The 22,878-nt window shown below is 55.5% G+C and carries 19 protein-coding genes; 2 read left to right on the plus strand and 17 right to left on the minus strand.

What is annotated here, in order from left to right; translation table 11 throughout:
• Positions 1-3: 3 nt before the first annotated feature.
• The 13 genes from wcaI to KW828_RS13355 form a co-directional block, all read right to left on the minus strand.
• On the minus strand, positions 4-1,227 hold the full coding sequence (gene wcaI, locus KW828_RS13295) for a colanic acid biosynthesis fucosyltransferase WcaI (protein WP_218336794.1): 1,224 nt from the start codon (positions 1,225-1,227) through the stop codon (positions 4-6).
• Positions 1,224-1,700 carry a GDP-mannose mannosyl hydrolase gene (locus KW828_RS13300; RefSeq protein WP_129362989.1) on the minus strand — a complete coding sequence of 159 codons (477 nt, stop codon included), beginning with the start codon at positions 1,698-1,700 and terminating at the stop codon, positions 1,224-1,226. The genes wcaI and KW828_RS13300 overlap by 4 nt, the downstream gene beginning before the upstream one ends.
• Positions 1,701-1,702: 2 nt before the next feature.
• Complete coding sequence (locus KW828_RS13305) at positions 1,703-2,668, minus strand: GDP-L-fucose synthase (protein ID WP_218336795.1); 966 nt, start codon at positions 2,666-2,668, stop codon at positions 1,703-1,705.
• A 2-nt stretch (positions 2,669-2,670) separates the two neighbouring features.
• Positions 2,671-3,792, minus strand: coding sequence for a GDP-mannose 4,6-dehydratase (gene gmd, locus KW828_RS13310; RefSeq protein WP_088219114.1), 1,122 nt, complete (start codon positions 3,790-3,792; stop codon positions 2,671-2,673).
• A complete protein-coding gene (gene wcaF / locus KW828_RS13315; protein ID WP_218336796.1) occupies positions 3,789-4,358 on the minus strand; it encodes a colanic acid biosynthesis acetyltransferase WcaF in 570 nt (189 codons plus the stop codon). The genes gmd and wcaF overlap by 4 nt, the downstream gene beginning before the upstream one ends.
• 15 nt (positions 4,359-4,373) lie before the next feature.
• Positions 4,374-5,120, minus strand: coding sequence for a colanic acid biosynthesis glycosyltransferase WcaE (gene wcaE / locus KW828_RS13320; protein ID WP_218336797.1), 747 nt, complete (start codon positions 5,118-5,120; stop codon positions 4,374-4,376).
• A gap of 10 nt (positions 5,121-5,130) precedes the next feature.
• A complete protein-coding gene (gene wcaD, locus KW828_RS13325; protein ID WP_218336798.1) occupies positions 5,131-6,354 on the minus strand; it encodes a colanic acid polymerase WcaD in 1,224 nt (407 codons plus the stop codon).
• Positions 6,329-7,546: a colanic acid biosynthesis glycosyltransferase WcaC gene (gene wcaC, locus KW828_RS13330; protein ID WP_218336799.1), complete on the minus strand. Its 1,218-nt coding sequence runs from the start codon at positions 7,544-7,546 to the stop codon at positions 6,329-6,331. Before wcaC ends, wcaD begins: the two co-directional genes overlap by 26 nt.
• On the minus strand, positions 7,543-8,034 hold the full coding sequence (wcaB, locus tag KW828_RS13335) for a colanic acid biosynthesis acetyltransferase WcaB (RefSeq protein ID WP_218336800.1): 492 nt from the start codon (positions 8,032-8,034) through the stop codon (positions 7,543-7,545). The genes wcaC and wcaB overlap by 4 nt, the downstream gene beginning before the upstream one ends.
• Positions 8,034-8,879, minus strand: coding sequence for a colanic acid biosynthesis glycosyltransferase WcaA (gene wcaA, locus KW828_RS13340; protein WP_218336801.1), 846 nt, complete (start codon positions 8,877-8,879; stop codon positions 8,034-8,036). Before wcaA ends, wcaB begins: the two co-directional genes overlap by 1 nt.
• A gap of 190 nt (positions 8,880-9,069) precedes the next feature.
• On the minus strand, positions 9,070-11,232 hold the full coding sequence (gene wzc / locus KW828_RS13345; protein WP_218336802.1) for a tyrosine-protein kinase Wzc: 2,163 nt from the start codon (positions 11,230-11,232) through the stop codon (positions 9,070-9,072).
• Positions 11,233-11,234: 2 nt separating this feature from the next.
• Positions 11,235-11,678 (minus strand): low molecular weight protein-tyrosine-phosphatase Wzb, encoded by a 444-nt coding sequence (gene wzb, locus KW828_RS13350; protein WP_218336803.1) that lies wholly within the window; start codon positions 11,676-11,678, stop codon positions 11,235-11,237.
• Between the two features lie 6 nt (positions 11,679-11,684).
• The gene (locus tag KW828_RS13355) at positions 11,685-12,824 is read right to left on the minus strand and encodes a polysaccharide export protein (protein WP_218336804.1); all 1,140 of its coding nucleotides are present in this window, start codon (positions 12,822-12,824) and stop codon (positions 11,685-11,687) included.
• A gap of 700 nt (positions 12,825-13,524) precedes the next feature.
• Here KW828_RS13355 and KW828_RS13360 point away from each other — a divergent pair.
• Positions 13,525-15,108: a TerC family protein gene (locus KW828_RS13360; protein ID WP_218336805.1), complete on the plus strand. Its 1,584-nt coding sequence runs from the start codon at positions 13,525-13,527 to the stop codon at positions 15,106-15,108.
• A gap of 48 nt (positions 15,109-15,156) precedes the next feature.
• Here KW828_RS13360 and asmA read toward each other — a convergent pair whose 3' ends face one another.
• The 3 genes from asmA to udk form a co-directional block, all read right to left on the minus strand.
• Positions 15,157-17,013 carry an outer membrane assembly protein AsmA gene (gene asmA / locus KW828_RS13365; RefSeq protein ID WP_218336806.1) on the minus strand — a complete coding sequence of 619 codons (1,857 nt, stop codon included), beginning with the start codon at positions 17,011-17,013 and terminating at the stop codon, positions 15,157-15,159.
• A gap of 25 nt (positions 17,014-17,038) precedes the next feature.
• Complete coding sequence (gene dcd, locus KW828_RS13370) at positions 17,039-17,620, minus strand: dCTP deaminase (RefSeq protein ID WP_088219125.1); 582 nt, start codon at positions 17,618-17,620, stop codon at positions 17,039-17,041.
• Between the two features lie 104 nt (positions 17,621-17,724).
• On the minus strand, positions 17,725-18,366 hold the full coding sequence (gene udk, locus KW828_RS13375) for a uridine kinase (protein WP_218336807.1): 642 nt from the start codon (positions 18,364-18,366) through the stop codon (positions 17,725-17,727).
• Positions 18,367-18,710: 344 nt separating this feature from the next.
• Between udk and KW828_RS13380 the strand changes: the two genes are divergently transcribed.
• Positions 18,711-22,040: a diguanylate cyclase gene (locus KW828_RS13380; RefSeq protein WP_218336808.1), complete on the plus strand. Its 3,330-nt coding sequence runs from the start codon at positions 18,711-18,713 to the stop codon at positions 22,038-22,040.
• Here the strand turns inward: KW828_RS13380 and alkA are convergent.
• A complete protein-coding gene (gene alkA, locus KW828_RS13385) occupies positions 22,011-22,877 on the minus strand; it encodes a DNA-3-methyladenine glycosylase 2 (RefSeq protein WP_218336809.1) in 867 nt (288 codons plus the stop codon). The genes KW828_RS13380 and alkA overlap by 30 nt on opposite strands.
• Position 22,878 lies beyond the last annotated feature (1 nt).

The following is a 22,878-nucleotide window of genomic DNA, read 5'->3' on the forward strand; positions in this document are numbered from 1 at the left end:
TGTTTAATCCCGAATATCTGCAATAAATTGGCTTAACACGTTCTCTTTTTCGAGCGTGCGTTCGGCATATTCACGTGCCACCGTGTTGGATTTGGGCATCAGCAGGGCCTGGCCAATGCCGTCGATCAGCGCGTCAACCGATTCCGGCTCCACGCAGACCGCGATCCCCGGACAGGTGTCGCACAGTTGCCCCAGTTCGGTGTGGCGCTCAGCGGTGATCACCGCGTTGCCGCCCACCGCAAGAATATTGGTCAGCTTCGACGGCAGTACCGCGTCAGCCGCGCCGCGTTTCTGGATCACCAGATGGCAGTCCGCCAGTTTCAGCAGCGCCGGCAGCGCGTCATAAGACTGCAACGGATGAAAAATCACGTTGCTCAGGCCACGCTCGCGGGCCATTTTTTCCAGTCGTGCTTTGCCGCCGCCCTGGCCGACAATCACGAACAGCCACGGCTTGTCGCGCAGGCGGTCAGCGGCGTCAATCACGCTCTCCAGCCCCTGCTTCTCGCCGATGTTGCCGGAATAGAGAATGATTTTTTTATCCGCTGGCAGGCCGAGTTGCTGACGAAGCGGCAAAGCCTCGGCGTCAGTGACGTCGCGAAAACGCGCCACTTCCGACCAGTTGGGGAAGAAAATCACCCGCTCAGCCGGTACGCCTTTTTCCTGCGCTTTATTCATCATCGAGCGCGAAATCGTCGAGACGTTATCGACGTTGTGCAGGCCGCTGCGCTCAAAAGCGCTGGCAAGACGGGCCACGCGCCCGCCCTGACCTTTACCGGCCATGCCGAGGCCAAGCATGGCATCGACTTCATAATCCTGAATGTGCAGCACGGTGCGGGCGCCGGAGAGTTTTGCCAGCAGGCGCATGCCCGGCGTGCAAAACAGCGTCGGCACCACGCCGATAATGCGATCCGGCTTCCAGCGACGTTGCGCCATCAGCGGAAAGAAACTGCTCAGCGCAAAGCTGCCCAGATGGATCAGGCGCTTTAAGGTGGTCGGGGTTTTGGGGACATACAGCGGGCAGCGCCAGACGGTCGCTGCCCCCTCTTCCCGACGCCAGCGCCAGGCCGAGTAAGGCTCGCCCACTTTCCATTCCGGGTAGTACGGCGGCGCGGTAATGACGCGAACGTCATGGCCCTGACGGGCCATCCATTCCACCATCTCGCCGGTGTACTTACCGATCCCGGTCAGCTCCGGCGAGTAGTTAATGCCATACACCAGGATTTTCATAAGCCCGGTACCCCGGACTTATCGGCACGGAAATAGGCGCGGCTGTTGTCGTGCACGTTCTCGCTGTTCACGATTGCGTCAGGCGTCATCCAGCGCCACGCCCCGTGCTGCTCGGCGGGCAGCGTCAGGCTGTTCTCATCCACGCGGACGCGGAAACCAAGCACGATGTAGTGCGTGGAAAAATCGCGGCCGGAGAAGTTGTCGTCATAGAAGTGCTGCCAGACGCCGTAAAACTCGCCTGCCGACATCGGCAGACGGGTTCCCAGTTCCGCAAGGGTCAGGCGCTCGAAGGCGCTGGCCAGCGGCTCATCCTTTTGTACGCGACCGCCAGGGACAAACCAGTATCCCTGGGCCGGACGGTTGGTGCGTTCTCCCAGCAGAACCTCACCGCGCGAGTTTTCCACGATCAGATCGATGGAGATCAGCGGCGTTGAGCGCACTACTGTGGCGAAGTCTTCTTGACTCAAAAACATGCTTACCCCCGGAACCGGTGCTGGTTTTCAAGGAACCACTGATAGGTGCTTGCCAGCCCCTGCTCCAGTGACACCTCGTGATACCAGCCAAGCTGATGCAGACGAGTCACATCAAGCAGCTTGCGCGGTGTACCGTCGGGTTTGCTGGCGTCGAACACCACGCGGCCTTTAAAGCCGGTGACCTGCGCAAGGGTTTGCGCCAGTTCACGAATGGTGCAGTCCACGCCGGTACCGACGTTGATGTGCGACAGCATCGGTTCGGTGTTCTCTTCCCACACTTCGCGATCCAGCTCCATCACGTGAATGCTGGCAGCCGCCATATCATCCACATGCAGGAATTCGCGCATCGGCGTACCGCTGCCCCACACCACCACATCCGTGGCGTTCTCCTGGGCCGCTTCATGGAAACGACGCAGCAGCGCCGGGATCACATGGGAGTTGCTCGGGTGGAAATTATCGTTCGGGCCATATAGGTTAGTCGGCATTACCGAACGATAATCACGTCCGTACTGGCGGTTGTAAGACTCGCACAGTTTGATCCCGGCAATCTTGGCAATCGCGTACGGCTCGTTGGTCGCTTCAAGCGTGCCCTGCAACAGCTCGCTTTCCGCCATCGGCTGCTTCGCCATTTTCGGGTAAATGCAGGATGAGCCGAGGAACAGCAACTTGTTCACGTTGTGCGTATGCGCCGCGTGAATAATATTGCTCTCGATCATCAGGTTCTCGAAAATGAACTCCGCCGGGTAGGTATTGTTCGCCACAATACCGCCCACTTTCGCCGCCGCCAGGTAAACCTGGTCAATGGACTCGGTGGCAAAGAAATCATTGACCGCACGGGCGTCCAGCAGATTGAGTTCATCACGGGTACGCAGGACGAGCTCAACGTCCCCGCGTTGCTCAAGCTGTCGTACGATGGCCGATCCCACCATTCCACGATGGCCGGCCACAAAGATACGTTGTTTGCTCATGCTTACGACTCCAGCGCGATGGCGACCTCGAAGCCATGAGCTTTCAGCAGCGAGTGTTTCTTAGCCGCTTCCAGATCCTTGGCTACCATTTCAGAGACCATCTCCTGCAGGGTAGTTTCTGGTTTCCAGCCCAGTTTTTCGTGTGCTTTGGTCGGGTCACCCAGCAGGGTTTCCACTTCCGCCGGACGGAAGTAACGCGGGTCAACAGAAACAATCACATCGCCAGGCTTCACGCCCGGTGCATCGTGACCAGTTACGGACACCACAATGCCTTTCTCGTCAACGCCAGTGCCTTCAAAGCGCAGTTTGATACCCAGCTGAGCCGCTGCCATTTCCACGAACTGACGTACGGAGTACTGCACGCCGGTTGCGATAACGAAATCTTCCGGGTGATCCTGTTGCAGCATCATCCACTGCATTTTCACGTAGTCTTTCGCATGGCCCCAGTCACGCAGGGAGTCCATGTTGCCGAGGTACAGGCAGGATTCCAGACCCTGAGCGATGTTGGCGATAGCACGGGTAATTTTACGGGTCACGAAGGTTTCGCCGCGACGCGGGGATTCGTGGTTAAACAGGATGCCGTTACAGGCATACATGCCATAGGATTCGCGGTAGTTAACGGTGATCCAGTAAGCGTACAGTTTGGCAACGGCATACGGAGAACGCGGGTAGAACGGCGTGGTCTCTTTCTGCGGGATTTCCTGCACCAGACCATAGAGTTCAGAGGTGGATGCCTGATAGAAACGGGTTTTCTTTTCCAGGCCGAGGAAACGGATCGCTTCCAGCAGACGCAGGGTACCCATGGCGTCAACATCCGCCGTGTATTCCGGGGATTCGAAGGAAACCGCAACGTGGCTCATCGCACCCAGGTTGTACACTTCATCCGGCTGCACTTCCTGCAGGATGCGCGTCAGGTTGGAGCTGTCGGTCAGATCGCCATAGTGCAGGTGGAATTTCGGGTTGCTGGTATGCGGATCCTGGTAGATATGATCCACACGCTCAGTGTTAAAAGAGGAAGCACGACGTTTGATGCCGTGAACTTCATAACCCTTCTCCAGGAGAAGTTCAGCCAGATAAGAGCCATCCTGTCCGGTTACGCCGGTGATGAGAGCAACTTTACTCATAATTTATTTTCCTCAAAAGGTGCCGTTTCGACGCGTTTGCGCGTCACCACTGCGGGATTACCCCGGCAAATCACGTTCGCCGGAAGCGTCTTAAAAACACTGCTACGGGCGCCAACTACGGTGCCGTCGCCAATCTGTACGCCGGGAGCGACGAAAACATCCGTTGCCAGCCAGCATTTATCGCCAATCACAATGGGAGTGGCATTAATATCGAAATGCGCACTCTGATAATCGTGACTGCCCGTACATAAATAACACTTTTGTGACACCACAGAATTCGCGCCGATGGTGATGTCGCCCAGCGTATATAACACCGCGTCATCACCCACCCAGCTATAATCACCGAGCGTTAATTTCCATGGATACGTAATTTTTACTGACGGGCGGATCACCACGCCTTTACCAATTTTTGCGCCAAAAAGACGCAATAAAAATGCGCGCCAGCGGTACATGACCTGCGGTGACCAGGCAAATAATGTCGCCTGCACTGCCCACCAGAGCTGAACTTTAAGCGCACTGGCCCCGCGGAAGCCGGCGGGTACCGTGAATCCGTTTAATTCCTGCATCGTATTTCCTTATATTCAGACTTTGTTATATAAGGCTTTTGTTTTACCGGTTGTGCGTTTGCGCAGCAGGTAAGAAAGCTCTGCCCAAAATGCCGGCACGCGTAATATTTTACGCTGCACATTTCTGGCATCCTGGCATAATTCCAGATTATTCGAGGTTGACACGCCGCCCATCGAAAATTCGGATACCAGTCCTTTCAGGCGCTTAAAGGCGTATCCCGCTTTATACATACGGGCGGCCAGCGCATAATCGGAAGAGACTTTATATTGTAAATCGTAGGGGTAGGTTTTTAGACCGCTCACCGGGAAGAATATAGCCTGATGGCTGGCCGGTAAGCTGTGGTAGATATACCATCCATGTTTCGCGCCGCGGCGAATTTTTTTTCCGTCGCCAAAATCAAGCAACGCATCGCCAATAACCATGGCGCTTTCCGGGGCGTTTTCCAGCTGGCGTACCACGTTGGCGGCGTCCGGGTGGAAAATATCACCGGAATTCAGGAACAGGGCAAAGCGCCCTTCCGCCATCGCGATGCCTTTATTCATTGCATCGTAAATGCCTTTATCTTTCTCGCTGATATAACGTAAGTTGTACTGACCGTTAAGGTTTTCCAGAAATTCTGCGGTGCCATCCTGGGAGCCACCGTCCACCACGATCCATTCGAAGGTGATGTCATGTGCCTGTGCCAGATGCGCCAGTGACGCATAAGTTTTCGCCACGCCGTCATAATTTCGAAACGCGACAGTAATGACACTTAGGAGCATGTAAACCACCTCATCTTGAATGCGTAATATTCAGCGCTTTGCGCAAAATAAAAGGGCAGACGATTAAAAAAGCATATTCTGGACTGAAAATCGAACCGGTGAAAAACAATGACACCGGGGTAAAAAGAAAAAGTTGAACGCGATAATTCTGATTATTACCAAACGCGTTAATCATCATTTTTACCACTTTCGACATGTACCATATCGTCAGTAACACTGCGAACCATGAGAAATAAATGATCAGCAGATACAGCCCATTGTCTATTGTTTTCCCGACGTCCGCACCGTTAAAGATTCCGAATGATGCAACATATTCATAAAGCGAACCGAAGCGCACTACGCCGTCGATATTGGTTAATGAATAGCCCACCATCGCCAGCGGCCCGATGATACGGTAATAAGAAGATGAGCCTTCTGTACCCAAATCACCCAGACGTTCCGAAATATAAGGAAATGCGAATACTACGCCGACCATAAACACGGCGAGTGAAATTATTGCCAGGGGCAGCTTTTTCTTAATCGCCTCTTTATTCAGATACTGGAATGCCCATTCCAGCAGGTAAAACAGGATAAATGTCATTACTCCGGAGAACGATCCTGAGAGAACTATCCCTGCCAGAATCATAGCATCGGTCTTGGGCGTTTTGATACCAAACTGTTTGATGCTGAGCCAAATTGAGATTAACGCCAGAGCGAAGAACGCTGGCTCGAAATACATAGCAGTGGTTCGTTTACCACCAAACTTAATGAAATTCAGAACATAGCTGTTACTGTAAATCAGATATTTCGAAATATTCTCCATCAGGCTACTGCCACCGCTGAGAATAATCTGCGCCATTTCAGCCGCGGCGAGCATGACGACAAAACCCACCACCAGCCAGAAGAAACGCAAAATCTTGAGATAGTTGTGCGGCGAAATCGTTTTAAAGCGAATACTCCACACCATGCCGATAATGATCACCAGATAGACAAACAGCAGCGTCGAGGTGACATACTTTCCGGCATTCAGCGACTGACCGAAAATGTAGTTGAACAGGGTCAGCCCCGCGCCGATGCCCAGCGCAATCATCAGCTTCTTGATGCTGATCTTATCGACATACAGCAGCAGCATGACCGGTAAAAACGTGACGATGGTTATCGGGAAGCTCTCCCCTATCTGGGCGATCTTAACGTTCACCAGCAGATAGATGAGCGGCAACAGCAGATAACTACAGACTCTGATAGAACGAGACATACTCCTCCAGCATCTGTTCGCCGCTGTACGCCTGGCGGCTGCGCGCGCGGAACGCGTCCAGCGTAGTGCCAAACACCGCCTGGGCAATATCCGCTTTCGGGCGCTGCACCAGGGAAACCACCTCCGATTCGGCAAAGGTTTTGCCGCCGGATTTATACAGCACTTCCTGCGCCGCATCGCTGTGGGTCGCAATGACCGGCACGCCGATGGACAGCGCTTCGCAGAGGATCAGCGGGTAGTTATCCACCCGCGAGCTGAACACCAGCGCATCCATCTGATTAAGCTCGCTCATCAACTGGCGTTTATCCGTCATAAACCCGTGGTTCACCACGTTCGCGCCTTCAAAGGGTGAAAACTTGCCGAAGGTATGCAGTTCGATTTTGTCACCGAGCGCCATCATGTCGCGCACCAGACGCTGATTAGTTTTACCGTCGTAGCGCAAATCGTGAGCCACAATGGCGATTTTCGGCACGCCAGCGGTTTCGCTTACCGGCGTCAGTTCGGCGAGGATCGCCTCGGTCGCCACATCAATGCCGTTATTGATAATGCGGCAGCGCCCTTCGCCGTAAATACGGTTGAAAGCATCGGCGACGTGCTGGCTCGGAGAGATAAAAGTGCAGCCGATCGCCAGCATCGCGTTAAACAACTGGCGTTTGCCCGCCACCAGCTGGTGCGCGCGGTCAATTTTTACCGGCGGATAGTTGTCCAGCGTAGGGCACTTCTGACAGTTGGTTTTCCAGCCTTCGCAGCCGTCGGTAAAAGCACAGCGCCCGGTCACGCTCCAGTGATCGTGCAGCGTCCAGACGAAGGTCACGTCCGGCTTGTGGGCGTTGACTTTCTGGCAAAACGCCACCAGGTCACTTAAGTTCAGCCAGTAGCTGTGCATGACGTGAAAGTGCAGCACCACCGGGCCAGGTGTGCGGGTGACGGTGCGGTACAAACTGTTCAGGTTGCCAAAAACATCACGGTTAAACAGCCGAAACAGCGCCAGGTTGGCCATCGACGTCAGGCGGGGGGTCTGTTTGATCACCTGCGGATAGTCGTTATGGCTGACGCTGTTTTTGCCGCCTTTGCCGTAGCCGTACACAAAACGGGAAGGCAGTCCCTTTTGCAGCGCGCGCTGGTGCAGATCCAGCGCCACGCCCGCTGCGCCGCCCTCGGCGAGACGCACATTAAATTGCAGAATGTTCATTTCATTACCTTCACGCGCGCTTTCTCACCCACCACCAGCGCGTTATCCGGCACACTGTCCAGCACCACACTGCCCGCGCCAATGGTGACGTTGTTGCCGATGGTGATGTCACCGATCATCACCACGTTGGCACCCAGCTCGACGCCGTTACCAATCACCGGACAGGCCAGGCTGTCCGCGCCGCGGTTACCGATGGTGACGCCGTGACGGATGGAGAAATCATCCCCCGCCACGACGTTTTTGTTGATCACCACGGCATAGCCGTGATGAATGGTGAAACGCCGTCCGATGGTCGCCGCCGCCTGGATCTCGTAGCCAAACAGGCATTCGGTTATAAAGCGGTACAGCACCAGTACCGGTGCGGCCCAGATATTGTTGAGGACATTTTTTTTACGCCACACTGAGCAGAAATGCGCGATGCGGTAAGCCATCACCATGCAGCATGGACGCAGGCTCCAGTGGTTAGCGCGAAAATCTTCCAGTCGCATTATTTCCCCCGCAGCCCGTCAGCGAGGCGTTTGCCGTTCCGCACAGACAGCAGTGTTAACAATGTGCGCCAGGTCATGCGCTTATTGCGGATCTGGTACAGCGTGAACAGCTGATACTTTTTGCTGGCCCGGTCGAATTTGTCTTTGTGCTTGCGGTAAAAGTGAAAATAGCCGGAGAACTTTTTCGGCGATAACGTGATCTGCATTTCGCCATGATTGATGTGCAGGATCTGCGTGGCCTCTTCGACTTTCCACGGCTCACCATATTCCACCACCATGCGCAGGAAAATATCGTAATCCTGCGCGGCCTTCAGTTCGGTATCGAACAGGCACTCTTTAAACCGCCAGGCCCAGGTAAAGACCTGGTTGCCGATGATATTGCGTTTGTAGAACAGCTTGCGGGAATAGGGTGATTTCGGGTACAGCGGCAGACTGGCTGGCTGGGCGTAAACTTCCCCTTCGCAGATATAGTCGTTGGCGTATAAAAACGCGTGTGTCACCAGCTGATGTTTGTGCGCCAGGAAGACCGACAGGCGGTTTGGCGTCCATTCGTCATCATCGTCGATACCGGTAATGTACTCACCGTTAGCCTGCATGATGGCCTGGTTGCGCACCGCGCAGGCACCGGAGTTGATCTCGTTATGGGTATAGCGCACGCGCGGATCGTTAAGGCCGTCGACAAACTGTTGTAACTGCTCAAAAGACGAGGAGCAGTCATCGACGATGATCATCTCCCAGTTGCTGTAATCCTGGCGCAGCACCGATTTAATCGCCCGGATCGCCAGTTGCTGCCTGTTCCAGGTTGGCATGTAAATTGAAATTAATGGGCGGTCTGTTGTGCTCATTGTCCGTTCCCTTTCGTTGATGTTATTCATCAGCTCGGTAGTTCCCCCCCTCACCCCGGCCCTCTCCCCATGGGAGAGGGTGGATGCGTCGGGCTCAATCTCTCCCCTCTCCCCATGGGAGAGGGTGGATGCGTCGGGCACGATCTCTCCCCTCTCCCTTAGGGAGAGGGTTAGGGTGAGGGGAATACTGTTATTTTGAATCAGACTTGTACTCGTACTCGTAGTACCCGTAATCCTGATAGCCCGTCGCACGGCGGAAGATGGAGTTGAGGATCACCCCTTTCACCTCGATGCCGTTCTGATGCAGACGGCTCAGGCTGGTTTCCACCTCTTTGATGGTATTCACCGCGTAGCGTGCCACCATCAGCGTGGTACCGGCATGGCGACCCACAATGGCGGCGTCGGTCACCGCGAGGATTGGTGGGGTGTCGATCAGCACCAGGTCATAGTTTTTGCTCGCCCAGGTAATCAGCTGACTGAAGCGCTCGCTCATCAGCAGTTCAGACGGGTTCGGCGGCACCTGACCCCGTGGCACCAGGTCAAAGTTCGGCACAGAGGTCGGTTTTGCACAGGCGGCAATGTCACCGGTACTGGAGAGCACGTTCGACAGACCGTTCACGTTGTCGGTGCCGAGCAGTTCATGGGCGTAACCTTTACGCATATCACAGTCGATCAGCAGCACGCGCTTGTTGGTCTGGCTGACCACCGCCGCGAGGTTGGCGCACACAAAGGTTTTACCGATCGACGGGCTAACACCGGTCATCATCAGCACATTGTTGTTGGCCTGCATCATGGCGAAGTGCAGACTGGTGCGCAGACTACGAATGGCTTCAATGGCAAGGTCAGTCGGGTTACCCACCGCCAGCAGCTGGCTCTGCTTATAGCGTTTCGTGCCTTTGACGGTTTTGACCTGGTCGCGGGATTTCTGCCATTCAGACAGCGGAATGCTGGCGTAGACGTTGATGCCATGCTCTTCCAGCACCTGCGGGCTTTCGATGCCGCGATTAAACAGCGAGCGCAGCAGCACGCCGACAATCGACAACATCAGGCCGAGGATAATGCTGCCAAGAATAATCAGCGCTTTCTTCGGTTTCAGCACGCCAGGTTGGGTGATCGCCGGGTCAACAATACGCACATCGCCGACGGTACTGGCTTCGGTGATCTTCAGCTCCTGCTGTTTGTTGAGCAGCGCCATGTACACCTGCTGGCCGGATTCTACATCGCGGGTCAGACGCACAATTTCCTGCTGGGTTTTTGGCATCGCCGTAACGCGCCCGTTCAGCCTGGATTTTTCATCTTCCAGCGCTTTACGTTTTTCCAGCAGCGTGCGGTAGGCCGGGTGCGCTTTGGTATAGAGTTTGGAAATCTCCGCCTCTTTAAAGGTCAGCTCGTTTAACTGCGCGTCGATGTTAACCATCGAGTCCAGCACGGCTTTCGCTTCCAGCGGTAAATCCACCGAGTCCTTGTCCTGACGGAAGGCGTTCAGTTTGTTTTCCGCCTGATCCAGATTACGGCGAACCTCCGGCAGCTGTTTAGCGAGGAAGGCGAGGCTTTTCGCCGCTTCTTCCGATTTACGCGCCACGTTCTGCTCAAGGTAGTTGCGGGTAATGCTGTTCAGGATGGCACGGATCTGCTCGCGATCTTCCCCGGTAAACGACAGGCTGAGCACGCCGGTGTCTTTCCCGTTTTCGGTGACGGTGAGGTTGTTTTGCAGATTGTTGATCATGCCGAGCGTGGAAAACTTAGTCACGGTGAATTCGCTGTCGGTGGACGCCTGGATCGCGCTCACTTCCAGCATCACGCCGTCTTTTTCCAGCCGCTTGCCCACTTCGCCTTTGGCGCTGAAACCGGCGTCGCTGGTCAGCTGGTACTGGGTCGGGCTAAGTACGCGCAGCGTGAACACCTGATCGCCCGCCCCTTTCGGCAGGGTAAACGCGGTGACCTTTACCGTTTCATTCTGACGCCCCATCAGCCGTTCCCAGCCGTCGCCGATAATCGGCAGGGTGTTTTTGGTCACGGCAATATCTAAATCAAGTTCGTCAACGGTTTTGCCCAGCACCATTCGCGATTTGATCAGCTGAATTTCCGCATCGGACGCCGGCGGTTTATTCGACAACGCGCTGTTAATGTTCTGCACCAGCGAGTTGCCGGAATCCTGCTCGATTTGCACCAGCGCATCGGCACTGTAAATCGGCGTGGCGAACAGGGTATAGATCACCGCCGCCACCGCAAAGACGGCGGTAATGCCGAGCACCCACCAGCGTGCCTCAACCACCGTCCCAATCAGGCGTCCGATGTCGATTTCATCGCTGCCTGTCTGGGAGGCGGCAGAATGCTGTAGTTTTTCTGTCATTGTTATCCCTGCTGAACGTTCAATGCCTGCGCCCACTGGCGGGCAGACCTTTCGAGTAAGGTGTAAACGGCTTCAAAAGCTTCACGGCTTTTGCGATACGGATCGGGGATGTCCCGCTCATTATCCCAGTGACCAAACAGCATCACTTTGCCGCGCATTTCCGGTGCGATGTCGCACAGCGAAGCAATGTGACGCTTTTCCATCACCAGGATCAGATCGTATTCGCGACACATGCGCGACGTGATCTGGCGGGCGCTGTGGCCCGCAAGCGAAATGTCATGCTGTTCCGCCACGCTGCTTGCCGTGGCGTCAGCCCCTTTTCCCACCAGCGCGCCCAGTCCCGCCGAATCGACGGTCAGGCCCGGCTGAAATGCCCGTAATAACCGTTCCGCCGTCGGGGAGCGGCAGATATTCCCTACGCAAACCACCAGAATTTTGTTAAACATCGCGTTTTACCAGGTATGCAAGTCGCTGGCCGTGTCGGTCATGTAGCGAACGCCACTGATGGTCGGCAACAGCTGGTTGATCAGACGGTTCCAGCGAGCGACCGGTGCGGTCGTGACGTAAACCACGTCGTACGGCTGGAGGCGGAATTCCGTCGCCATCACCAGAGAGGTGGCGTCAGACATATCAAGCTGGTAAATGTTGGCGATCTTGCCGTCGCGTCCCTTCTCGCCTTTCAGCGGACGGATCACGAAGATACCGCTGGCATTGGACGTGCTCAGATCCAGACCTTCTGCCTGACCCAGCGCTTCGGTCAGCGTCATGCCGCTGAAGTCCATTTTGAGGGTGCTCTGTTTTTTCACTTCGCCCATCACGAACACTTTCAGATCGTCGTTGCGCGGCACAAAGAGGATGTCGCCCGGATAGAGCAGGCGGTTCTGGCTCAGGTCGCCGTTTTGCATCAGCGCCTGCAAAGAAATGCGTTGTTCGCGGCCTTCGTGGGTCAAGACCACATTGCGCCAGTCGGCGTTATCGGTCAGACCACCGGCGGCGTTGATGGCATCCAGCACCGTCAGCGGTACGTTGGTGATCGCCTGCTGACCGGATTTATTTACCTGGCCGGAGATATAGGCTTTCTGCGAGCGGAAGCCAGCGATATTAACGTCCACCTGCGGGTCAGCAATGTACTGCGCTAAACGGCCGGTAATATCACTACGGATTTCCGCGAGGGTTTTGCCCACTACGTGGACTTTACCGATATACGGATAGAACATCGTGCCGTCCGGCTGCACCCAGTTACCGGCTTCGCTTGAGCTACGATACTGGCCTGCTGGCGTGGTCAGTTCCGGGTGATCCCAGACGGTGACGTTCAGGACATCGCCAGGACCGACACGGTACTGATAATTCGCGATTTCCTGATCCAGCGACATATTAGGTTGAGCGACATTCGGACGGGGACGTAACTGTTCGACCAGTCGGGGGGTCAAAGGATAAACATTCACCATGCGGTCAAGATCGAAGTCAGCATCTTGCTGTTTAATGACATCCTTGCCCATGGTCGACATATTGCTGCCGGGAAAAACCGTACAACCACTCATCAAGGTCACAGACACCAATAATGGCATCAATTTCATTTTGGATTTCATCATTGATTATTTATCACTTTGGCAGAGTAATTATCCTGTGCGGTATAAATAAGCGCGTAGCCTGTTCCCATTTAGCATGCAGTTAAAGGCTGCTAAATATAACTGGCATCAGTCCTAAAAATCGCTTATTCAAACGCGGTGCGTTGACAGAATAATCGGAGCTGATTCACACGCGTCCGGGCACGCTACCGCCCCTGGCTTCCAGTTACCAATTCACTGATAAAACAGTAAGTTATTGATTGCACCCTGTATCTGTACATTATTGAGAAGAAATAATGTACGTCTCTATAGTGGCTATCAGATAAAGAAGAACTTAACCCATCATGCCGCCAAAAATATGACATACAAAAGAACGCCATGATGCGCTGGAAGAATTGTTGCAGCTAACGTAATAGCAGGCAAGGTAACTTGTCCGGGGTAAGGTCTTTTTAAGATTAATATTAACCTCAAATTTATAAGCTTTTAGGAATTTCTTCATATTGACAACTTATATATATAGCTTCGCGAATACGATAATTCCTAACTTATCCGATGTAATGGCTTACTAAATATAAGTACATATCGCTCCGCCGATCGCGAAATATCATTTAAACCTATGGTGCGATTATTCGGATAAATCGCAGGGGAATATTGCATTTTGGGCGCAATGTACCCATGATCAAAACGTGACAATCGTCATATTACACAAGGTACGACACTTACTATGGAATGGATTGCCGATCCCTCTATCTGGGCGGGACTGTTTACTCTGATCGTTATCGAGCTGGTGCTCGGCATAGATAACCTGGTCTTTATTGCTATCCTCGCGGAAAAACTTCCGCCTGCGCAGCGCGACCGCGCGCGCGTCACGGGCCTTATCCTGGCGATGCTGATGCGTCTGGTGCTGCTGGCCTCAATATCCTGGCTGGTGACCCTCACCACCCCGCTGTTCAGCGTGCGCAGCCTGAGCTTCAGCGCGCGCGACCTGATCATGCTGTTTGGGGGTTTCTTCTTGCTGTTCAAAGCCACGGTCGAGCTTAACGAACGGCTGGAGGGGAAAGACAGCGACAACCCGACGCAGCGGCGCGGGGCAAAATTCTGGGCGGTGGTGACGCAGATCGTCATTCTCGATGCCGTGTTCTCGCTGGACTCGGTGATCACCGCCGTGGGTATGGTCGATCACCTCGCCGTGATGATGGCAGCCGTTATCATCGCCATTTCACTGATGCTGCTGGCCAGTAAAGCGCTCACCCGCTTTGTGAATAACCATCCGACTATCGTTATTCTCTGTCTTAGCTTCCTGCTGATGATTGGTTTTAGCCTGATCGCCGAAGGCTTTGGCTACCACATCCCGAAAGGCTACCTGTACGCCGCCATCGGCTTCTCGGTATTGATTGAATCGCTCAACCAGCTGGCGATCTTCAACCGCCGCCGTTTCCTGTTCGCGGATAACACGCTGCGTCAGCGCACAACCGAAGCAGTGATGCGCCTGCTCAGCGGCCGCAAAGAAGATGCCGAGCTGGATGTTGAAACCGCCTCCATGCTGGCTGACCATGATAATACGCAGATCTTCAAACCCCAGGAACGGCTGATGATCGAACGGGTGCTGAATCTGAATCAGCGTACGGTCAGCAGCATCATGACCTCCCGCCATGACATTGAACATATCGACCTGACCGCGCCGGAAGAGGTGATCCGCGAGCTACTGGACAAGAACCAGCATACCCGCGTGGTGGTCACCGGCGGCGATATGCAAGAAGATCTGCTGGGCGTGGTGCATATTCTCGATCTGCTGCAACAGGCGCTGCGCGGCGAACCGCTGAACCTCAACGTGCTGGTGCGCCAGCCGCTGGTGTTCCCGGAAGGGCTGCCGCTGTTACAGGCGCTGGAACAGTTCCGTAACGCCCGCACTCACTTTGCTTTTGTGGTGGATGAATTTGGTTCGGTGGAAGGTGTGGTGACGCTCAGTGACGTGATGGAAACCATCGCCGGTAACCTGCCGAACGAAGTGGAAGAGATCGACGCCCGCCACGATATTCAGAAAAACGCCGACGGAAGCTGGACGGCGAACGGGCATATGCCGCTGGAAGATCTGGTGCAATTTGTGCCGCTGCCGCTGGACGAGAAGCGTGAATATCACACTATCGCAGGCTTGCTGATGGAGAATTTGCAGCGCATTCCGCAGGTGGGTGAAGAAGTGCAGGTGGGGGATTTCCGGCTCATCACGCTACAGGTTGAGAGCCATCGCGTGCAGAAAGTACAGATTGTGCCGTTACGCAAAGAGAGCGAAATGGATTACGAAGTCTGATCCCGCAACCTGTCCCCGGCTTTCGCCCGGGGACAGGTTTATCAGCCGCTACATTTTCTCCAGCAGCTTTTTCACATCTTCGCTGTATTTACTGTCTTTATTACGATCCGCCCACTTATTCAGGCGACGTTTCGCCTCACCCTGGAGATGGTCGCGCAGCACCTGGTCTATTTTCAGGTTGTACTGCAACGCATCCCATTTGCCGTAAACGCTGATTGGGATTGGCGTTTTGCGCAGGAAGGTAATCAACTCGCTGTTGCCGCCATTCCAGCCGGAGAGCACACGCACGTTAAACTGGGTGTCGCTCTCTTCGTTGACCAGATCCAGCGTGCCCTGCCCGTCGAGCGCTATCAGCGGTGAGCTGCCCTGTAAATCGCTCAGAGTGACGGTGCCGTGATCCAGTTCCAGATCGGTGCTCAGCGCATCCAGTCGGGTGGTGTTGTCGTAATCCTGCTCCACTTTCACGTCGCTACTGCGCGCTACGGCCTGCTGGATCAGCTGCTGGAAATTAAGCCCTTCCATTTGCACGTTCGCCATTTCAAGGTGCGCGCTGCCCTGCCAGTCATGGCGAAACGCCATGGCATCAACCTGATTGCCGGTGAAGTCACTGTTCATCGAGATGGCCCCGGTCAGGGCAATGGGATAATCGAAGGCTTTCAGAATGGTGCCAATCTCGACGTTTTCGAGCGTCGGCTTAAAGGCGCTTTTCGGCGTTCTGCCGCGCACATCAAGGCGGCCCGGCAGAGAAAGCGTGCCGTTGCCCATTTTGCCCTGGAGCGTGGAGAGGGTTAACAGCCCTGCCTGGTTGGTCATTTCGCTGCTGACGTCGGTGAAATCCATCCCGCGCCAGCGGATCTGTCCGGCGGTCAGTGCCACCCTGGCAGTAAAGCCGCGCAGGCTGGTGTATTCCGGTTCGCTGCTGTCGCTGGCAATAACCGGACGCGGTAACAGCTTAGCCTGCGCCTGGCCTTTCTGCGCGGCATCGCTGCTGGCATCCGTCATCGTCTGGCCGCTCAGTAAATTTTCCAGATTGAGCTTGTCAAAGTGCAGATCGAGCGCCCAGTCCGGGGTGTCATTCAGCACCACGCTACCCTGCCCGCTCAGCGTGCTGTCGTTAGCGGTAACGTTCAGATTGCTGAACGAGATGCGCTTTTGCGCTTCCTGCCACCTGGCGTTAAGCGTCGCCGTGCCGCTGATGCCCTGCGGGGCGACATCGCCGCCTTTAAGCTGCCAGTCGAACTGTTCAATAGCGGCGTCCAGGTTGTGGGGATAATCCGCGGCGTCGATATTTGCTTTCATCGCCAGCGTCAGATCGCGCTGGTTACGATTGATGCGCCCGGAAAAATCGACAACGGCGTGATACGAGGCATCCTGTTCCATGTTCAGACGGATGTCGCGCACCGTGACCTGTTCTTCATTTTCGTGCTGGAACACCAACACGCTGTCGGCAACCTGAAGACGGGAAATGGCGTAGGACCAGCCGCGATCGGCATCCACCTGCGGCATAGGATTGTCGTCCGGCGCAACCGGCGCATCGGGTTTGCGCGCGGCTTTGGTTTGCGGCGTTAACTGGATCACCGCGCCTTTCAGCATCACCTGCTTCACATGCAACTGATGCGAAAGCAGCGGCCAGAGTTCCACATCCAGCCGCATGTTCGCCGCCGACACCAGCGGCGTGGACGCGCCCGGCGCGGTTAACGACATGCGCCCGGAGAGAATGCTGAGCTGCGGCCAGACATGCCAGCGCAACGGCTCATCGAGCTGCAACTGATAACCGCTACGCGCCTCAACCTGCTGCACCATATAGGCACGAAAATCGTTCGGGTTGACCAGCAGTACCAACGCAGAGATGCCGGCAACAAGCACGACAAGCAAAATCATCAGCGTGGTTAACACTCTTCTCATGGCATCCTCAGCGAGCGATTAATACTCAATCTTTATCAATACGACTGGCAACCGCGCCCTGCTGGTCACGGTATTTCGCGTCCTGCCGACGGTTATACGGACGGGCTGCCGGGCCGGAAAGCGGTTCAAAGCTCAGCGCACCAATCAGCATACCCGGACGCAGCGCCAGCGGCAGTTTGCCTGAATTATAGAACTCCAGCACGATGCAGCCTGACCAGCCCGGATCGATACGGTGCGCCGTGACGTGTACCATCAGCCCCAGACGCGCCAGTGACGAGCGGCCGTCCAGCCAGCCCACCAGATCGGCGGGTAAGGTCACGGATTCATAGGTGACCGCCAGTGCCAGTTCGCCGGGATGCAGGAAAAAGGCATCCCCTTCCGGCAGGACAATTTCATCGCTCATTACGCGCTCAAGGGAGGCGGCGACTTCATCCTTCGGCCCACTCAGATCGATAAACGCCGCGGTGTGTCCGCGAAACGTGCGGAATTTATTCCCCAGACGGACATCGACGGTGGCGCCATTGATGCGTTCAACCGGTGGACGCGGGGTAATAGACAGACGGCCTTCATCCAGCCAGGCTTCAATATCTCGGTCACACAAACGCATGCGTTTTCTCCTTAGATACAGCATCCCCCGGCAAGTGCTCTTGTCGGGGGTTAAGCATACTGCGTCGAACGGTACACAATTCGCGCAGATTATTCAAAAGCAGACTATTCAAAGAACTGGCTAATTTTGGCTTTCAGAATGTCGATCGCAATTCGGTTCTTGCCACCGCGCGGCACGATGATGTCGGCATACTGCTTAGACGGCTCGATAAACTGCAGGAACATCGGACGTACCGTCTTCTGATACTGTGCCATCACCGAATCCATCGAGCGACCGCGTTCATTCACATCGCGCTTAATACGGCGCATCAGGCAGATGTCCAGCGGGGTATCAACGAAAATAGAGAAATTCAGCGAATCGCGCAGGCGGGCGTCGGTCAGCAACAGGATCCCTTCGAGGATAATCACTTTCTTGGGCTGAATATGAATGGTTTCCTGCGTGCGGGTATGTTCTACATAACTGTAGACCGGCAATTCAATGGGGCTGCCATTTTTTAAGGTTTGCAGGTGCTGGAACAGCAGGCTGTGATCCATCGCGCTCGGATGGTCGTAATTGGTCTTTACCCGTTCTTCCATGGACAGATGACTTTGATCTTTGTAATAGCTGTCTTCCGGGATGACGCCAATATGCTCATCGCCCACCTGATCGCGCAGTTCGCGATAGAGGGTACTGGCGATGAGACTTTTACCTGAAGCGGATGCACCGGCGATGCCGATAATGACGCACTGATGAGACTTATCAGTCATAAATTTTTGCGACCTGGTTAACCTGGATGTTAAGGAAGGACGACGCCGAAACGCCAAACGCGGCAATTATAGGGATTTCGCCGTCGTGATACCAGTTGATTAGGTCACAGAGACAGACTCACGCTGTGAATGGATGGTATCGCCTTTACGCAAATTTAAATGCTCACTTTTGCGGCGACTCAGGGGGAAATGGCATCAGGTAAGTAATTAATAACACTGTGATGTCAAATTATGAGCGCCCAAGATAGGAATTGTAAATTGTTTGTACTAGCATAATCCAAATTTCAAATTCAACTCGCCCGGTGAATATTCCGGGCCGATCAGGGTCTGCGGATAACGTGGTAATGAATAAACAATACCAGCGCGTTTTGGTGACAACACCGAATCCTTTACTGCGGTTACTCAGTTTAGGACTGGTCACTTTTATCTTTACCCTCTTCGCGCTGGAATTAACCCGCTTCGGCACGCTTCTGGCCCCGCTGTGGTTTTCCACCTCGATCATGATGGTGGCTTTTTACCGCCACGCGGGCCGCATGTGGCCCGGCATCGCCGCGGCCTGTACGCTCGGCACGCTTGGCGCATCACTGGTATTTTTCCCTGCCGAAAAAGTCAGTTTCTGGTATGCCGGGGTAAACCTTATTGAAGCGCTGATCGGCGCGGTACTGCTGCGTAAAATGCTGCCGTGGTATAACCCGCTGCAAAACCTGAATGACTGGATCCGTCTGACCATCGGCAGCGCCGTCATTCCTCCGCTCATCGGCGGCCTGTTGGTCATTTTTCTGGTCGACAACGAAAACCCCCTGCGCGCGTTTATGCTGTGGACGTTGTCGGAATCCATTGGCGCAATGGCGCTGATCCCGCTGGGGCTGCTGTTTAAAAGTCACTATCTGCTGCGTCATCGCAAACCCCAGCTGCTGCTCGAAACGCTGGTGACGCTGGTGATCACCCTGGCATTGAGCTGGTTGTCGATAAAATTTCTGCCGTGGCCGTTTACCGCCGTGATTGTGCTGCTGATGTGGAGCGCGGTGCGCCTGCCACGGCTGGAAGCCTTTCTGATCTTCCTCACTACCGTGATGATGGTGTCACTGATGGTGGCGGCCGATCCCTCGGCCCTGACGCCACAAAACTCCTCTGTCATGCTCAACGTGCCCTGGCTGCCGTTTATCATGATGCTGCTGCCCGCCTACGTGATGACCATGGTGATGTACGCCTTTCGTACTGAACGCAAACACATTACCGAGAGCGAAGCGCGGTTTCGCAACGCCATGGAGTATTCCGCCATCGGCATGGCGCTGGTCGGCACCGAAGGCGAGTGGTTACAGGCGAATAAAGCGCTGTGTAAATTTCTCGGCTATACCCAGGAGGAGCTGCGGTCGCTTACCTTTCAGCAAGTGACCTGGCCTGAAGATCTCAACAGCGACCTTGAACAGCTGGAACGCCTGGTGCGCGGCGAGATCAACAGCTATTCGATGGAGAAGCGTTACTACACGCGCAATGGCGATGTGGTCTGGGCGCTGCTGGCGGTATCGCTGGTGCGTCATGGTGACGGCACGCCGCTCTATTTCATCTCGCAAATCGAAGACATCAACGATCTTAAGCAAACGGAATGGGTCAATAAGCGCCTGATGGAGCGCATCACGCTCGCCAATGAAGCGGGCGGCATCGGCATCTGGGAGTGGGAGCTGGCGACGGACATCATCAGCTGGGATAAACGGATGTTTGAGCTTTACGAGATCCCGCCACACGTCAAGCCCACCTGGCAGCTGTGGTATGACTGCGTGGTGCCGGAAGATCGCGCCATGACCGAGCAGGTGGTGCGCGATTCGCTGGTGTCGCGGCTGCCGTTTAAGCTGGAATTCCGTGTGCATGTGAAAGACGGCGTGCGCCATATTCGTACCCTGGCCAACCGGGTGCTGAATAAAAATGGCGAAGTGGAACGCCTGCTCGGCATCAATATGGACATGACCGAGGTGAAACAGCTGAACGAAGCGCTGTTCCAGGAAAAAGAGCGGCTGCACATTACGCTGGACTCCATCGGTGAAGCGGTGCTCTGTACCGACGTCAACATGAACATCACCTTTATGAACCCGGTGGCGGAGAAAATGAGCGGCTGGCCGCAGGAGCAGGCAATGGGCCAGGCGCTGCTGAACGTGCTGCGCATTACCTTTGGCGATAACGGCCCGCTGATGGAAAACATTCACAGCGGCGATATGTCCCGTTCCGCCATCGAGCAGGATGTGGTGCTGCACTGCCGCAGTGGCGGCACCTACGATATTCACTACAGCGTAACGCCACTCAGCACGCTGGACGGGCAAAATATCGGCTTTGTGCTGGTGATCCAGGACGTGACCGAATCGCGCAAAATGCTGCGCCAGCTCAGCTACAGCGCGTCCCACGATGCCCTTACCCATCTGGCCAACCGCGTCAGTTTTGAAAACCATCTCAAACGCCTGTTACAGGGCGTGCAGGAAACCCACCAGCGTCACGCGCTGGTCTATATCGATCTCGATCGCTTTAAGGCGGTGAACGACTCCGCCGGCCATGCCGCGGGGGATGCGCTGCTGCGGGAAATCTCCTCGCTGATGCTCAGTATGCTGCGCACCACCGATATTCTGGCGCGTCTGGGCGGCGATGAATTTGGTCTGCTGCTGCCGGACTGCAACATCGAAAGCGCGCGCTATATCTCCGGGCGCTTGATCCACGCCATCAACGATTACCAGTTTATGTGGGAAGGCCGTTTACACCGCATTGGTGCCAGCGCCGGGATCACGCTTATCGACGAAACCAACTATCTGGCCTCTGAAGTGATGTCACAGGCGGATATTGCCTGTTATGCCTCGAAAAACGGCGGGCGCGGCATGGTCACGGTGTATGAGCCTGAACAGGATGACATGCATCAGATCCGCTTGCAGATGTCGGCGGAGGAGCAGGCGCGGATGATCAACGACAACCCGCTGCTGCTGATTGCCCGCGGCGTCGCCTCGCCCCGCGTGCCGGAATCCTGCAACTTCTGGTTGCTGTCGCTGCGCCTGTGGACCAGCAATGGCGATGTCATGGAAGAGCATGCATTTCGCGCGTCCCTGAGCGATCACAAACTGATCCGCGCCCTTGACCGTCGCGTGTTCCAGGAGTTTTTCCGCAACAGCGCCGCCGCCGTCACCCGCAAAGGGTTAAGCGTCGCGCTGCCCCTTTCCACCACCGGCCTTGCCAGCAAAACCCTGGTGAAAGAGCTGCTGGAAAGCCTGCACCAGAGCGAGATGCCTGCGCGCCTGCTGCATCTGGTCATTGAGGCCGATGCGCTGATGCGCGACGACGCCAGCATTGCTGACGGGCTGCATAAACTGCGCGAAGCAGGCTGTCAGGTGATCTTAAGCCACGTCGGGCGCGACCTGGAACTCTTCAACCACCTCACGCCTTACGTCGCCGATTATATTCTGCTCGATCAGGATCTGGTGAGTAACGTCCACGGCAACCTGATGGACGAAATGATGGTCACGATTGTGCAGGGCCACGCTCAGCGGCTGGGGATGAAAAGCATCGCCGGGCCGACCCACCAGCCGATAGTGATGGACACGCTTTCCGGCATCGGCATCGACTATATCTATGGCGATACCATTTCCCCGCCACAGCCGCTGGATCTGATGCTAAACACCAGCTATTTCGCCATCAACTGACGGTTGCCAGCCGTCGGTATACCAGATGTGCAGCAGCGCGTAAGAGCGCCACGGCTGCCAGCGGGCGGCGTACTGACGGATCTGTGCGGGCGTCATGCCGCTAAAGCGCTGCTTGATCAGATAATCATCCGCCAGAAACACATCTTTCGCCTGCCAGCCGCGCAGCGCCAGATAGTTCGCCGTCCAGCGCCCGATCCCCGGAAAAGTCTGCAAATCCTTTACGCCCTGCGCCACATCCGCCGGGGCAGTGAGTGGAAAACGCCCGTCGAGCGTCGCCCTGGCAAACTGCACGATGGCTTCCCCGCGCTTAATTGGCATACCCAGCGTTTTTAACTCTGCCGGGTCAGCCTCCGCCAGCGCCTCCGGGCGCGGAAAACAGACAAAGTCCGGTTCGCCCTCCAGCGGCTCACCGTAGCGCGTTGCCACATAACCGGTGAGTTTGGCTGCCATCGCCACGCTCACCAGCTGGCCTAAAATCGCGCGGATCCCCTGCTCGAAAGCATCCACTGAACCCGGCAGTCGCAGCCCCGGACGGGCGGCGCCCAGATCGCCCAGTGCGCCATTGATAATGTGCGGATCGCAGGCGAGATCGAACAGCCGCCCGATGCGCGCCAGACACTCATCCGCCACCGGCAGCAGGCCATCGCTCAGCGTCACGCGCAGGGTATGGCTCTTCTCATCCGGTTCAACTGCGATCAGCCCCCGGTGTTCGCCAAGGGCCAGGCTGCGCACGTAGCGTCCCTCGCTCACCACTTCCACCCCGCTCACAGCACGGGCACGCAGAAAACCCAGCATCCACGCCCAGTCATAGGGCGGCTGCCAGTGAAGTGTATACATA

The organism is Enterobacter sp. ENT03 (genome assembly GCF_019218745.1).
Classification (GTDB): domain Bacteria; phylum Pseudomonadota; class Gammaproteobacteria; order Enterobacterales; family Enterobacteriaceae; genus Enterobacter_D.